The organism is Spiroplasma endosymbiont of Nebria brevicollis (assembly GCF_964030895.1).
Taxonomy (GTDB): Bacteria; Bacillota_I; Bacilli_A; order Mycoplasmatales; family VBWQ01; genus Spiroplasma_E.
On record NZ_OZ034986.1, the window covers coordinates 493,440 to 508,073 of the forward strand.

General features: G+C 26.0%; 20 protein-coding genes. 8 read left to right on the top strand and 12 right to left on the bottom strand.

The window, feature by feature from the left end:
• Nucleotides 1-2: 2 nt before the first annotated feature.
• The 12 genes from AAHM98_RS02870 to AAHM98_RS02925 all read right to left on the bottom strand — a co-directional run bounded on the left by AAHM98_RS02870 (nucleotide 3) and on the right by AAHM98_RS02925 (nucleotide 6,463).
• Complete coding sequence (locus AAHM98_RS02870) at nucleotides 3-194, bottom strand: hypothetical protein (protein ID WP_342276973.1); 192 nt, start codon at nucleotides 192-194, stop codon at nucleotides 3-5.
• Nucleotides 195-202: 8 nt separating this feature from the next.
• A complete protein-coding gene (locus AAHM98_RS02875) occupies nucleotides 203-400 on the bottom strand; it encodes a hypothetical protein (RefSeq protein WP_342276974.1) in 198 nt (65 codons plus the stop codon).
• Nucleotides 401-402: 2 nt separating this feature from the next.
• Nucleotides 403-690: a hypothetical protein gene (locus AAHM98_RS02880; protein ID WP_342276975.1), complete on the bottom strand. Its 288-nt coding sequence runs from the start codon at nucleotides 688-690 to the stop codon at nucleotides 403-405.
• Between the two features lie 11 nt (nucleotides 691-701).
• Nucleotides 702-956, bottom strand: a complete 255-nt coding sequence (locus tag AAHM98_RS02885) for a hypothetical protein (RefSeq protein WP_342276008.1) — start codon at nucleotides 954-956, stop codon at nucleotides 702-704.
• A gap of 22 nt (nucleotides 957-978) precedes the next feature.
• Nucleotides 979-1,185 carry a hypothetical protein gene (locus AAHM98_RS02890; protein WP_342276976.1) on the bottom strand — a complete coding sequence of 69 codons (207 nt, stop codon included), beginning with the start codon at nucleotides 1,183-1,185 and terminating at the stop codon, nucleotides 979-981.
• Between the two features lies 1 nt (nucleotide 1,186).
• Complete coding sequence (locus AAHM98_RS02895; RefSeq protein ID WP_342276977.1) at nucleotides 1,187-1,420, bottom strand: hypothetical protein; 234 nt, start codon at nucleotides 1,418-1,420, stop codon at nucleotides 1,187-1,189.
• A gap of 1 nt (nucleotide 1,421) precedes the next feature.
• The gene (locus tag AAHM98_RS02900; protein ID WP_342276978.1) at nucleotides 1,422-2,282 is read right to left on the bottom strand and encodes a hypothetical protein; all 861 of its coding nucleotides are present in this window, start codon (nucleotides 2,280-2,282) and stop codon (nucleotides 1,422-1,424) included.
• Between the two features lie 110 nt (nucleotides 2,283-2,392).
• Nucleotides 2,393-2,668: a hypothetical protein gene (locus tag AAHM98_RS02905; protein WP_342276979.1), complete on the bottom strand. Its 276-nt coding sequence runs from the start codon at nucleotides 2,666-2,668 to the stop codon at nucleotides 2,393-2,395.
• A gap of 351 nt (nucleotides 2,669-3,019) precedes the next feature.
• Entirely contained in the window at nucleotides 3,020-3,952 is a 933-nt protein-coding gene (locus AAHM98_RS02910; RefSeq protein WP_342276980.1) for a rolling circle replication-associated protein, read from the bottom strand.
• A gap of 440 nt (nucleotides 3,953-4,392) precedes the next feature.
• Entirely contained in the window at nucleotides 4,393-4,605 is a 213-nt protein-coding gene (locus tag AAHM98_RS02915) for a hypothetical protein (RefSeq protein ID WP_342276981.1), read from the bottom strand.
• 288 nt (nucleotides 4,606-4,893) lie between these two features.
• The gene (locus AAHM98_RS02920) at nucleotides 4,894-5,256 is read right to left on the bottom strand and encodes a hypothetical protein (RefSeq protein WP_342276982.1); all 363 of its coding nucleotides are present in this window, start codon (nucleotides 5,254-5,256) and stop codon (nucleotides 4,894-4,896) included.
• Nucleotides 5,257-5,395: 139 nt separating this feature from the next.
• Nucleotides 5,396-6,463 (bottom strand): hypothetical protein, encoded by a 1,068-nt coding sequence (locus tag AAHM98_RS02925; protein WP_342276983.1) that lies wholly within the window; start codon nucleotides 6,461-6,463, stop codon nucleotides 5,396-5,398.
• A gap of 76 nt (nucleotides 6,464-6,539) precedes the next feature.
• On the opposite strand from AAHM98_RS02925, the gene AAHM98_RS02930 reads away from it, so the two are divergent.
• The 8 genes from AAHM98_RS02930 to hrcA all read left to right on the top strand — a co-directional run bounded on the left by AAHM98_RS02930 (nucleotide 6,540) and on the right by hrcA (nucleotide 14,629).
• Nucleotides 6,540-6,692, top strand: a complete 153-nt coding sequence (locus AAHM98_RS02930; RefSeq protein WP_342276392.1) for a hypothetical protein — start codon at nucleotides 6,540-6,542, stop codon at nucleotides 6,690-6,692.
• Nucleotides 6,693-6,839: 147 nt separating this feature from the next.
• Nucleotides 6,840-7,445 (top strand): hypothetical protein, encoded by a 606-nt coding sequence (locus AAHM98_RS02935; RefSeq protein WP_342276984.1) that lies wholly within the window; start codon nucleotides 6,840-6,842, stop codon nucleotides 7,443-7,445.
• A 462-nt stretch (nucleotides 7,446-7,907) separates the two neighbouring features.
• On the top strand, nucleotides 7,908-8,405 hold the full coding sequence (locus AAHM98_RS02940) for a hypothetical protein (RefSeq protein ID WP_342276985.1): 498 nt from the start codon (nucleotides 7,908-7,910) through the stop codon (nucleotides 8,403-8,405).
• Between the two features lie 332 nt (nucleotides 8,406-8,737).
• On the top strand, nucleotides 8,738-9,091 hold the full coding sequence (locus AAHM98_RS02945) for a hypothetical protein (RefSeq protein ID WP_342276986.1): 354 nt from the start codon (nucleotides 8,738-8,740) through the stop codon (nucleotides 9,089-9,091).
• Nucleotides 9,092-10,543: 1,452 nt separating this feature from the next.
• Nucleotides 10,544-10,921, top strand: coding sequence for a hypothetical protein (locus AAHM98_RS02950; protein ID WP_342276987.1), 378 nt, complete (start codon nucleotides 10,544-10,546; stop codon nucleotides 10,919-10,921).
• Between the two features lie 67 nt (nucleotides 10,922-10,988).
• A complete protein-coding gene (locus AAHM98_RS02955; protein WP_342276988.1) occupies nucleotides 10,989-11,177 on the top strand; it encodes a hypothetical protein in 189 nt (62 codons plus the stop codon).
• Nucleotides 11,178-11,392: 215 nt separating this feature from the next.
• The gene (locus AAHM98_RS02960; RefSeq protein WP_342276989.1) at nucleotides 11,393-13,534 is read left to right on the top strand and encodes an ATP-dependent Clp protease ATP-binding subunit; all 2,142 of its coding nucleotides are present in this window, start codon (nucleotides 11,393-11,395) and stop codon (nucleotides 13,532-13,534) included.
• A gap of 84 nt (nucleotides 13,535-13,618) precedes the next feature.
• Entirely contained in the window at nucleotides 13,619-14,629 is a 1,011-nt protein-coding gene (hrcA, locus tag AAHM98_RS02965) for a heat-inducible transcriptional repressor HrcA (protein ID WP_342276990.1), read from the top strand.
• Nucleotides 14,630-14,634 lie beyond the last annotated feature (5 nt).

Here is a 14,634-nt window from a genome sequence, read left to right on the forward strand (position 1 = left end):
AATTATTTACCAAATAAACACTTTAAAATTCACCATGAACCATAAAATAAAACAAATCCAATAAAAAACTGTGTACCATAAACTACTAAATTCCATAAAATAGTAGTAAAATCATCAACCGGACTACCTATAAACATAGTTCAATAATCAACTATACATTGATGTATTTGATTGTAAATATCTCAAACACTCATACTAACACCTACCCAAACAATAATCTAAAAACAAATTTAATACTACGATAAATAAAATTAAAAAATACACCTAATACTAACCAAAAAGTTAAATTAAACAAAATATATACTTCATCAGTAACATTTACTTGATTTAAAAATACAGCAATATCATTACTAGAAAATATAAAAATAAAATGCAAAATACTAACAACAAAATCAGACATAACTAATCACCTATATTAATTCCACTAACATCTTGTGTTTGCTTATGACCCTTAGCAATTGCTTTACCAACTGAAACAGAAGCCTTACCAATTCTCTTAACACCATAACCTAAGCGTAATGTTGGTAACATTAATTCAGGTAAAATCACTCTAAATGCAAATCTAAGCAAAATTAAAAACACCATTAACGTACCTAAATTAAAACCTAAGTCACCAATTGGAAAACTAAAAAACTTCATAAATATTTGACTAAATAATTTCATTACTGTTGAAATAAAAGGTATAAACATAATTCCACTTCCTAATGTCTCGTAAATCTAAATAATCCTAAAATTAAATAAAAAACAAAACTAACATTTATTAAAGCAAGGATTGGCAAAGGCAAAGTATACAAACTATCATAAAAGAACGACTTAATAAAAAGTGTCACAGTATGTAAACCAGTAAAAGAACTTAGATACTGCATATAAATAGTTTGCACTAATGTATTAACAGTTGGTAAAAGTTTACCTAACAAAGGTAAAACAAAAACTAAACTAAAAAATAACTTTACCATTTGCTTAATTCCTTTCTAATTATTAATGAGTACCATGAATAATATGACCCACAAATTGTTTAATAAACACAAGAACCATAAATATAATTGAAATTAATACCGGTCAATTTGCAAGAGTTCCACCTGCATCAACAGTAAATACTCAACCAAAAATATAAGTAAAAGCATCTAATAATTGTTGTCCTACACCACCAATCATTGTTAGTAGTGCATCAAGTCCTTTTGGCATATTAATCACCCCCTTTCTCTAATTCTTTTTGTTGTTTTTCCATTTCCAATCTACGTTTTTTCTTTTCAAAATCTTTACGACAATATAAACAATCAGGGTCACTATCATTTTCCTTTACATGTTTTTTATGTTTCAATTTTTGAATACCCTCACGTATTCAATTACGAGAAAATCAAAGAATAAGACCAAAACCACCCATATACGCTAAATATTTAACTATCTCTTTCATATCCATTTTAAACACCACCTAAAGTATAAGCATAAGAATAATCCCAATTTAAACTTGCTCTATCTAAATTAATCTCCGACATACTATAGTTTAAATCAACTTCCACCATATCATCATCTACACTTTGATAATCATTAACACTAGAATTAATTAACCTTGCTCTTTCATCAGTAAAGACTTCTTGTAACTCTGTATTATTATGTGTATTTCCTAACGGCAATAATAAAGTATTAACAATCTCACTTGCACCAGCAATAATAGTAGGAATAACAAAATAATTACTAAAATCATTATTAATACCCATAGCCACACCACTACTAATCAAACACCCACCAGTTGCCATATTGCAAATCTTTCTTATACTCTCAAAACGATTAGGAATTAACTCAGTTAAACCACTAATAACATTTGCTATACCAAAACTATTTAAAGATATATAAGTATCTCAATCTACAAAAGGTACATCAATAATAGGTTTAACAGTTGTAAATGGTGGATACGTTGGTTTAGGTGGTTCAGTAGGGCAAGGTGGTCAAAAACAAGGTTCATCTTTTAATAAAGACACAAACTTATCTACATATTGAACAAACTTAGCATAATTTATTAAACCAATTGTTCCCAAACCCAAAAATATTTTTTTATAACTATTAATAACTTTATTTCTAGTAGTAGGTCTTTGATTAATATTCCATATATCAATTCCTAATTTCTTACTAAATAATAAAGAATTAATACTGCCTAATATTGGGTCTTTTAAATATTGACCATAATAAGCACCAACTCCAAGCATTGCACTTAATGGACTTAATCCCGTTCTTAAAATCTTAGTTAAAGTATAATTACTAGTTTGCTCTAATTCATTAGGCATAAATAAAACCTCCATATTTTTATAGGAGGCATGTAAATACTAATTTGCATATATGGGGGCAAAATACACAAAAAAGTATGTATATGCCCCCTATTCAATTTTTATTTTAATTATTTTCATTCAGTAATATCTACAATAGTGCCAGATAAATCCAAAACTAAATTATAATAATTACCAACTTTTAAAGTTAATTTATGTAAATATTTTGAAAAATCATTAACAACTAATGGGTTATACCACTTATCTCTTACTTTACCAGTAGGAAAATTAGTTTGTTTATTTATTTCTAAAAAAGTCAAAACATCAAAATTTAAAGTCTTACCTTGATTATTTTTATCAGGTATAATCTTATCTTTTTCAATATTAACTAACTGTGTTTTAAACATAAAAATTGCCAATCCTTTCTATAAATTTTAATAAAAAATAATAAAAGAATTGGCAAACAATTAAGTAATTAAATTATAAATAAAAAAAGCTCTTAATATTAATATTTAACTATCCGTTGTGAGGAATTGTTAACCAATTCAAATAAATCAAATATCACCTTAAAAACTAACTAAGAATAATATAAATTTATGATTTAATATTACCATATCTTTTTAAAAAAGCAATTAAAAACTTAATTAAAAATAGTAAGCACTATTACTCCTCACAACAAAAATAATAGTACTTACACAGTGAAATTATACCAAAAACGAAAAATAATACAAATATAAAAAATATTTACCACAAAAATACTAATGTAAAATTCTTTTTTGCAAAAATACTTTTTCAATTTTACTTTTATCAAAAACTTTATATAAAAAATCTAAAATTTCATTTCTATTAAATTCATTTTTCAACCAATACCTAAACCGTAAACTTTCTAAACTTACATATTGCTGAAAATCTTTAAAATAATCATCAACAACATTATAATCATAACTTCCACCAATTAAATAAGTGACACCTTGTTCATTTTTCTTAGTTTTAAATAAATAAAATTCTTTTGCTTTTTCACACGCTTTAACTAAATCTTGTAACAGTAAAGTTTTAACACCACGAACTACAATTGGGTTTTTACAATTACGACTAAAAGCATACGCTTGAACACCAACATCTTTTTGATTTAAAGACTTAATATTCTCTTGCACCTTTGTTACATACTTACTTAAATACTTAACAACAAATTCATTAGTACCTTTTTTAACAACAATTAATTTAATACCCGATTTTTGAGCATACGGTCATCACTGAAATATCATACTATAAGGTATTTTGCGATTAAAAACTACATGAAAATGTACTGCTCCACGCTTTTGATATTCATAAACATAAAAATGCTTTAATTCACCCATATATTTAGCACGAATAGGGTCATTTCATCAACGCTTTAATAAAATAAAAAACAAACGAATATCTTTTTTTGCTTTTCTAATATCAGTTTCATTTTGCTGATAAGTCAAAGTTAAAAAACTTAAAACCTTAGCATCATAAAAATTATGTAATGCTTTTTGAATTAATTTAGATTTAGTACGAACATTATTATGTCTTAACTTACTATTATTACCAACATTCTTAATACCTAATCTATTTCTTTCATTATTCAAAACATCAATTGGTAAAACAACATTTTTAACATAACAAGCATAAAAAATCTTTTTAACATAAAAATTATATGAAATATTCATTTATAAAACATCCGTTGTGAGAATTTTTAATAAAATTGAATGATTTATAAACTAATACAAATCTTTATATATCTTATCATAAAAAAATAAAAAAATATCATTAATAAAAATTAATGATAGTAACAAAAATGATACTTAATAGATTAATTATATTATACATTAATATTTAAGATTGTGGGGTTATAACTTTTTAATTTTATTAATCGTGTTAAAAAAGTTATCATAATTTATGGTAATTTTTTTTGTTAATGACGAAAATAAAGGGGTAATATCAAATTTAGGATCTATTTCAAATAATAAATTATTATTTTCTAACTTTATTCTTATTCAATTTTGTTTAATTTTTTTACTTTTAAGAAAAAAATAACCTAAACTTTTATCTGGATTTTTTATTAAATCAAAATTTAATTCATTTATCAATATATTAAATTTTTTATGTTTTAATCCTTTTTTGTAAATAATAGAAATTCATTTTTTATTTTTTTTATTAAATTTAATTGATTAGTATTATTAACCTTTTTACTAATAGTTGCTAATCCAAAATATTCTTCATAATTTCCTGCTTGATAAGGATGTATTATATTACTTATTTTAATATCAAATGTTTTATTCTCACTATAATACTGTAATTCTTTTAAACTATATGAAAACATTTCTGTATTATTCTTTAAAATAAATTTTTCTGTTGTATTTAAAAAGTCTGCTTTTTTACTTTTATATTCATTTGTTTTATAATTTCAAGAAATATAAATATCAATACTTTTGTAATATCTTTGTAAGTCTTCAAAATTCTTTATTAATAATGTAGGGTCTAATTTAGATTGAATATCTAAATCAATTTCTAAGGGTTTAATTTTTGGTGCTACATAACTATTTCAATTATAAGGTGAATATTGTAACTTATTATCATTACCTATACTAAATAAATTTTCTACTGGTAATTAAGTACTGTATGTAGGATTACTTGGAATAATAACTATTTGTTTTGCTATATTTTGTGGACTTGGTGGTAAGATATTTGCTGGATAACTAAATGTAGTTTCTTCAGTTTCTTTATATTCATCATGATTTAATTTATATAAAGTAGTTCAATTAAAAGCATTACTAGTTAATGCTCCTTTATTTTTATATCTAAATTGTGCTATTGAAAGTTCATTATAATCACCTTGATAAGTAAATGGATTATCACTATAAAATGTATGTCTTTCTTCACCTTGATGTAATGATTGAGTTACAATTGTATCAATAATGTATGCATAATTAGAACTATCACTAACACCATTACTTGTTGGATTTCATTGCATTTCTGTGTCTAAGTTAGTTAATGGACTTGCTATATCTAAAAATTCAGTATCTTCTGCTAAAATATAAACTTTATTATTTTTCTTTTGTGATAAATCAACTGTACTTATTTGTTCTTTTGTTTTTAATTTATGACCAGTTTTAGGGTCTCATGGATATACTGTATACTGATATTCTATCAGTTAATTTCATAGTCATAGCAGTTGTAGAAACATTAGCACCTAATAATTTACCAATAGCAAAAGCATTTTCATTAGCAAAAGCATTTAATGGAATTAAACCACCATTACCAATAATATTTTCTAAATTATTTGTAAAAAATGCTGACATAAAACCATTAAAATATAACATTTTTTTATATTGTTGATTATTTTGATTAATAATAAAACCAATTGGAATACCTAAACTTAAAACATTTAATAATTTACCAATTAATGGTATATCACTTGAAGCAAAAGGTAATCATTGTACACTATCATAAGGCATTTGTATTAAACTACTAAATACTACTGAATTAAAATTTAATATAGCACTCATATATTTTTGACTTATTTTTGAATAATCTACAGTTGGTGAACCAATAATTAAATTAGTATCTGGGTCTTTATATTTAAAATTACTAGACATATCTACATTATAATTACCAGAGATATTATTAATATTTCATTCACTATCTCAAAAGAATTTAGCTTCTCCAATTGCTGTACCATTACTATTAGTTGCTTTTGTTTTATCAAATGCTAACATACCTTTAAAATCTTTTGTAACAAATAAATTTGCTTGTAAATTTAAACTAGTTGATAATCATTCTTTTCAATTTTTAAAATTAAGATATCCAGTAGGTTTTGCATCCATTAAATTATAAAATGTAGTTTCTGGATGACTATTAGTAGTTATTTTATCATTAATACCTGCTAATAAACCACCATTATTTTTAACTGATGTATTTGAATGGTCATTATTACCAGCAATAAATAATATTCTTGAAGCAAATACTTTTTGTTCAAATATTTCATTATTATTAATTTGATTAGGTGCTTGACCTTGTATTATAGGTCTACCATAATAATAACAACTAGATAATAATTCTAAACCATAAGATTGTCTATGACTATATCTAACTCCAATATCACGCATTAAAGTACGATTTAACGTTACTAAACTATTTTGAATAGTAGGGGAAAGCATAACCACTACCTGGACTTGCATATTGTACATAATCAAGCGTATTTTGACCACTTGCTACTGCTCTATCATTAACTGAACTAAAAGTTAATTCGTCCCATTGTTAGATTTCTATCTTGGTGTTAAAAAGTATAGTAAACTTGCACCTGATGTGATTAAACAAATTTTAAAATATTTTACTGATGGTAAAAGATATCGTGATATTTGTGATACTTTTATAGAAGATTTAATAAGTAATAGTACTTGTTTGTAGAAAATTTCAAAAATTTTAATTACCAAAAATTAATATTCCTAAAATACCATTAGAATCAAAAAAACTTTATATATAAATATTGATGATGGACATCGAAAATTTAAGTTTAATGATAAACATAATAGTAAAAATTGTAAAAAATGTTCTATGAGATTACTAGTATTTTGTACTGGTAAAAAGAAAAATGGAAAATTAATTAATAAAAGAGCTACTTGTAAAATCAGATTAACAAAAACAAAAATTGGTGCAGATAAAACTGCACAATTAATTAAAAAATATGGTAATTTATTTTATGAAAATTTTGACCAAGCAAATTTAATTGTATGTGGAGACAGTGCACAATGAATTAGAAAAACAGCTAACATTTTAAATGCTAAATTTATTTTAGATAAATTTCATGCTTTTCACGTTTTATATCTTGGAATTATGGTTGGAAGAAGAAAAGATAAAATTGCTAAATTTCATTATGAATATGCACAAAATTTATTTGCAAAAGGTCAATATGATGAATTAATTGTTTTTTTACAATCATTAACTTTAAAATATAAAAAATTAAAAGTTGGTTATTTTATTAATGCAAAAGAAGGAGTATTTAATCAAGCATTAGTTGAAAATATCGGTTGTTTTACCGAAACTAATATTAAACAAATATTAAAACACATGATTGGTAGCAGAACCTATAATATTGATATGTATACAAAAATGGTTAATTTTAAATGTTATAAAATAAATACGGAAATACAGTTATTATAAATTAAAAAATCAAAAAATAACATAAAACTTATGAAAGGAAACTTTAATAAGAATTTTTGATTTGTAAAAGTAAGTATTATTGTTGACTTATATTTTCTGAGTGCTAAGATTAATATACAATTACATAACTTAGTCTCAATTATTCTCGTCTAACTTTATAATTTTAAGACAATTAATGAATGATAATCGACAACATAGTTATGTTCCCATACATATTTTATAGTTATATGTGTAAAAAATAAAATAAATTACTTAAAAGTCTATGACAGGTGTTAGTATTTGTCATAGACTTTTTCTGATTGGAGATGAATTATACTAGGAAATAATAAAAAAGATTTTGATGATAAAGTCAAGTATGTTTCTAATGAGAGAGAAGAGGATTGCCTCTCATATGGTTCCACTAGTTATACATTATAAAATTCTTAATATTTGTTAATAATATAATTTCAAGGAGGTAAAAAAATGAATTTTTCAAAAACCAATACTATATTAGAAGAAGAATTAAGTATTTCTAATCCAGAAGAATTTGCTAAAAAATTAATAGAACATGAAGAAAATTTTCATAATGGTAAAACCTTTAAATATGAAAATGATTTAGAAGATATAAGATATTATCAATATAAAACAGTTATTACTATTATAGAAAAAGATGATTTTATTTATGAGGAAATAATAAAAATTAATGACAAACCTGTTTTAGTATTAGGACTTCATAATGATGAAAAAAGAGAAATTTTAAAACTTATAATTTTTCTTGAAAAAGACAATGTAGTACAACAAATTAGCCGTTTGAGTTATGATGAATTTTTGCAAATGGTTAAAAATAAAGAACAATGAATTAAAACAGAAGAAACTAACAATGTAACCCTTATTAAGACACCATTATCAGATTTTATAGAAAATATTAATATAAAACAAGAAAAACTAAAATTAACGATTGACATTTTAGTACAACATTAGGATTAGTCCCTACTGCTATAATTTTAGGTATTGTTGCTATTAAACCAATAGCTATTGGTGTTTCAATTGTTTTAGGTTTTATTGCTATTCCATGAAATAATATAAGAAATAGAATAGTAGATTGAGTATTCAAAAAAAGGAAAACATCATATGAAGAAAAGATAGAAAGGTTAGAAAATGAAAAGGTAAAACAAAATCAAAAATATAATGAATTAATAAGAGAAATTTGTTTAACTTTAACCCCTGAAGCCAAACAAGAACGAATTTTAATTAGTTTTCAACAAATTTTAGAAAGAAATAAAAATAAAGATTTTGAAAATTTATGAACAGAATTGAGCGAAAAATTTACAGAAAATAAGAAAATTTTGCAAAAACAAAATTTTGCAAAAACTTATAAAGAAAAAATTGACCATGGAAATGCAAATTGAAATGAAATAATTGAGTTTACAAAATCTTTAAAATCTGAAAATATAGAAGAAATAAAAGAAATCTTTAAACAATCTGAAAACAATAACTCTATTATGATGTGTGATGAACTTTTTTATCAGCTTAAAGAACCATGAGAAAGATTTAAACAAGGAGAGATGCTAGAAGATATAAGTAAATTATGACAAGAACCAACAGAAAATGATAAAACTAAACTAGATCTTAGAAAAAAATCACCAACTAAAAATATGAGAATTTAATTTCAAGGAGGTATCATTAAAAATGAATGAAGATGACAAAAAACATTTTCAAAAAAAGTTAGCAGAAAGAAATGAAATGATTGCTCAAGAAATGGAAGATAAAGAAATACGTAATGCTGCAAATAAAGCTGAACATGAATAGCAAGAGAAAAGAAAAAATGCAACCCAAGTTCCGAACACTTCTAAATGGACTAAGTATTAAATAAGTTTTATTCTTTAAATCCAGCAGTTGAAGCAGACCAGACCTTGAAATAGAAAGATTATCTAATGAAGTTACGAATCTAAACTATAGTTTAGATTCAATTTTAAAAAACATGGTACAGTTTACAATCAGTCAATAGTCTTTTAAAAAACGATTATCAAAAAGTTATAAACGACAAAAATCAACTTGATGATAATAATATATTCATAGGTTAGTGAAAAAGAAGATTTGCAAACAGAACTAAATGTTTGGAAAGAACATTTTAAAGTTGCTGAAGATATAAAAAAGATTACAAACAGAATTAGATCTTAAAAATCAAGAACTCAAAAAACTAAAAAAGATTTATATAATCTTACTAAGGAAAAGAAAAATTTACAAAATCAGTTCAAAACATAAATTAAACTTAAATACGATACCATTGAGAATAATCATATTTTAAGGAATAAGTTTATTGAAGTAGCACAAGAAAATAAATCCCTTAAAACTGAACTTGTCAAGTAAAGTAGGAATAAGAGGTGTATCTATCTATGCAAAAAAATTATCCTAGTAATATAAATAGATAAGTAGTTTAGAAAAAGAGTTAAAAAATATTGAAAAAAGAAATTTATAATTGATCTATTTTAATTCAACAAACAATTCAAAATCTTGCTTTAGGGGGATAATGAGTTAAGACCAAAAATTATTAAGAGTTTTGATAATAAAGATAAAACTAGTAAAAAAGGTTATATTCGAGAAGTTGAGGAGTATACTGTTCATCCTAATGTTCTAAAAAGTGTAAAAGTTGGGAAAGCATACTACAAAATCATAATGGTTAATTCTCATTACTATATTGATAGAATATCACTTACAAAAGTTTTTGTATTAAAAAATGTTTTATCACTCTAATGACCCTGAAAACACGTTATTTATCAATTTTAAGAAAAACTAATAAAACCTGTTTTATGAACTTGTCAAGTAAAACAGGTTTTTGGTTATTCCCTTGTTAGCAGTTGGGGGTGCAGTATATTCGCACTTAACATTAAAGTTCTAAATAGTGTGCTTTCATCCATTGAATAATTATAGAAAATATGGTTATTATTATCTTATAAATAAAAATTATAAGTAATTGGAATGGCAATATTTTTCTATTGTTATTAAATTAGGGTGTTTTCAATAATTAGAATGGAGAAAGAATGCCTAGAACACAAAATCAAACTAATCCATAAGTATATGAAGAATGACAAAAGCAAAAAAAGAAAGAAAAAAAGCATATGATCAAACACGTTATCAAGCAAAAAAAAGACCAAATAGAAGTATTAAAAACAACTAATTCAGCACAAACTGCCGGAATTATAAATCAAAGTCTACTACTAACAGGTCATGAATTATTATCACCTGATGTGCCAAGCACAAGTAATTCATCATCTCCACCTATAAATTTTCAAGAACTTGATGATTATTTTCACTATCGTGAAAATAATCAAGAAAATCAATGAACACATTCCCCATCAGTCAACGAATATCAGAGTTCTACAACTCCAACCAACACCCAAGAGCAAGCACAAAATCAATTTTTTGGAATTGTTGAAGAAAACTGACAATTAGTAACGCAACAAGTAATTGAAATAAATTCACAAAAAACAGCATAAACAGAATTTACTTAATGACGAATTAAATCTATGAATAGTTGGAGATGTCACAGGTGGTGATGACATTATGAAATATTTACAAGAAATTGGTCAAACATCAGATACAGTTATTACTGAAACTGATAGTCCAGAAACGATTATTGGTTCATTAGAATTTTTAAATGTTGAAAAAGTTGATGAATATTTGCGCTATATTGAAAATAATCAAGAAATTCCATCAACACAAGGAGACTATTCAGTAATCTGTCTAACTTAGTTTTACAAAATTACTAATTAAGATTAACTCCATAGTTAATAGTGAAGGGATTAGTACCAATCCTCAAATTATTCAAAAAGTTCTTACTTAAATCAAAATATAACACATTAAACAAAAAAAATAGCAGTTACTACTTGAAATTGCTAATTTTTTTTGTTATTATATTATTTGATTTAGCAATCACCTAACAACAGTGCTAAGTAAGGAGTGATATTATGCAACTAAATGAAATCCCTAATTACAACAATGACCCCCAAATTCTTGATAAATTTGCTCGCAATCTTATTGCCCAAGCTAAAATCGGAAAAATGGATCCAATTATCGGTCGCGATGAAGACATTCGTAAAGTAGAAGAAATCCTCTCTCGTAAAACCAAAAATAACCCAGTGCTAATTGGTTTACCAGGAATTGGTAAAACTGCTATTATTGAAGGTCTTGCTCAACGCATAGTTCGTGGTGATGTTCCTAGTAACTTAAAAGATAAAATCATTTATGAACTAGACATGGGTGCCTTAATCGCTGGTGCTAAATTCCAAGGTGAATTTGAAGAACGTTTAAAAGCAGTTATTAACAAAGTTAAAAACTCTGATGGACAAATCATTCTTTTTATTGACGAGTTACATTTAATTGTTGGTGCTGGACGTACCCAAGGAGCCATGGATGCTTCTAATTTATTAAAACCCATGTTAGCGCGTGGTGAATTACGTTGTATTGGTGCTACCACCTTAGATGAATACCGTCAATACATTGAAAAAGATGCTGCTTTAGAACGTCGCTTCCGCAAAATGACAATTAAAGAACCATCAACAGAAGATACGATTGCGATCTTACGTGGTTTAAAAGAACGTTACGAAGCTTACCATGGTGTCAAAATCCATGATAGTGCCTTACGTGAAGCTGTTTTCTTATCTAATAAATATATTAACAATCGCTATCTCCCTGACAAGGCAATTGACTTAATTGATGAAGCTTGTGCTAGTATTAAAACTGAAATTGCTTCCGTTCCTAGTACTTTAGATGAATTACGGAGAAAAGTTTTACAACTAGAAATTGAAAAAGCTGCATTAACCAAAGAAAAAGATGAAAATTCCCAAACTCGTTTACAAGAAATTAACAAAGAATTAATTATTAAGAAAATAAAATTAACACAACTAGAAAGTAAATGAAGTACAGAAAAAGCTGCATTAGACCACATTACAAGTTTAAAAAATCAGTTAGAAAATGCTAAATCACAATTAGAAATTTACCAACTAGCAGGTAATTTTGCTAAAGCTGGTGAGTTACAATATAGTATTATTCCTAATCTGGAAAAGGTTTTAAAAGATAATGATGACATTAAAAAAGATAATCCTTTATTACGTGAAGACGTAACTAATGATGATATTGCAATGGTAGTTGCCAAGTGAACTGGTATTCCTGTTGCTCGATTATTAGAGAGTGAAAAAGATAAACTATTAAACTTACCTTATATTCTTAATGCAAGAGTTAAAGGACAAAGTAATGCTTTAAAATTAGTAAGTGATGCCTTAATTCGTGCCCGAGCAGGCATTAAAGACCCTAACCGTCCGATTGGTTCATTTATTTTCTTAGGACCAACTGGTGTTGGTAAAACCGAAGTTGCAAGAACATTAGCTGATACACTATTTGATAGTGAAAAAAACATGGTTCGCATTGATATGTCCGAGTTTATGGAAAAACATGCCGTAAGTAAACTATTAGGTTCACCTCCGGGTTACATTGGGTTTGAAAATGGTGGCCAATTAACAGAAAAAGTTAGAAGAAATCCTTACAGTATTGTTTTATTTGATGAAGTAGAAAAAGCTCACCCTGATGTTTTAAATATCTTATTACAAATCTTAGATGAAGGTCGGATTACTGATAGTCAAGGTTTCTTAGTTGACTTTAAAAATACCATTATCATTATGACCTCTAATCTTGGTTCCCAACCTCTGCTTAGTGGTAAAGATAATCGTCAAGAACAGGCTTTAGCGATTTTAAAACAATCATTACGTCCTGAATTTATTAACAGAATTGATGAAATTATTGTTTTCAATGCATTAAGCAAACAAGTAGTCAAAGAAATTATTACCAAAGAATTAGATAATCTCTTACTACGGTTAAAACAAGAAAAAAATTTACAACTATTCTATGACCCACAAATCATCGATAAAATCTTAAAAGATGCCTATGATGAAGCATTTGGAGCACGCCCAATTAAACGTTATCTCCAACATCATATTGAAACAATGTTAGCGCAAGCAATTATTAAAGAGGAACTAATTCCCCATAAACGCTTTCTTATTACCCTTGATAAAAACCAAGAATTTATCCTTAGTTCCAAATTAAAATTCAATTAATACTTGCTATTATTGTGTTCTTAGTTATAATTATATAAGTCTTAGCATTCATCGTTAGTGAATGCTAAAATAAGGTGGTGAAACGTGTTATCGAAAAGACAATCACAAATTTTAAAAATTATTGTTGAACAATATATTAAAACAGCATTACCAGTTGGTAGTAAAACGATATTAGAAAACAATAATGTTACTTGTTCTAGTGCGACTGTTCGTAATGAATGTGTCGAATTAGAAACACTAGGCTTATTAGAAAAAACTCATAGTTCTAGTGGCCGCATTCCGTCCACAAAAGGTTATCGTTACTATGTTGATAACTTAATGAATAGCAGTGAAGACCATACTCTACTAGAATTAAAACGCAAAATTGCTGAAGTATTTGAAAACCGTAATTTAGTAATTACCGAAGTACTAAATAAAACTAGCAATATTCTGAGCGAAATGACTAATTTAATTAGCGTTGTCATTGGGCCTAACCTCAATGAAGATACATTAAAAAAGATTGAACTAGTACCTATTAGCAATGATAATGCGCTTGCAATTTGTATTACTAGTAATGGTCATATCCAAAACAAGATGTTTAATATCCAAGAAACACCACTAACTGATTTAACAATTGCCATTGATATTTTTAATACCAGACTGATAGGAACAAAAATCAATGAAATTAGTGAAAAAGTTAATCTGTTAAAACCGATTCTTGAACAACAAGTCCAAAAATCAGAGTTTATTATTCAAGGTTTTATTAACACTTTAATTAATTTCTCCCGTCCATTATCAACAACCCACGGGGTGCAATATATGTTAGAAAATCCCGAATTTAACGATATTAACAAAATTAAAACCATCATTCGATTTATTGAATCACAATCACCATGAATGTATTTCGACCAATTAAATAATACTGCAGTCCAAATTAAAATTGGTGAAGAATTAGGAAATGAAAATAATGACATGGCGATGATTACTACAACCTTTAAAGTTCATGATGGTGAACAAGGACAAATCGCCATTGTCGGGCCTAAGCGTTTAGAATATGAAAAACTAGCAGAAATCCTTAATTGGATTAATCAAACTCTAATGAAAAATTTTAAATAGAAAAG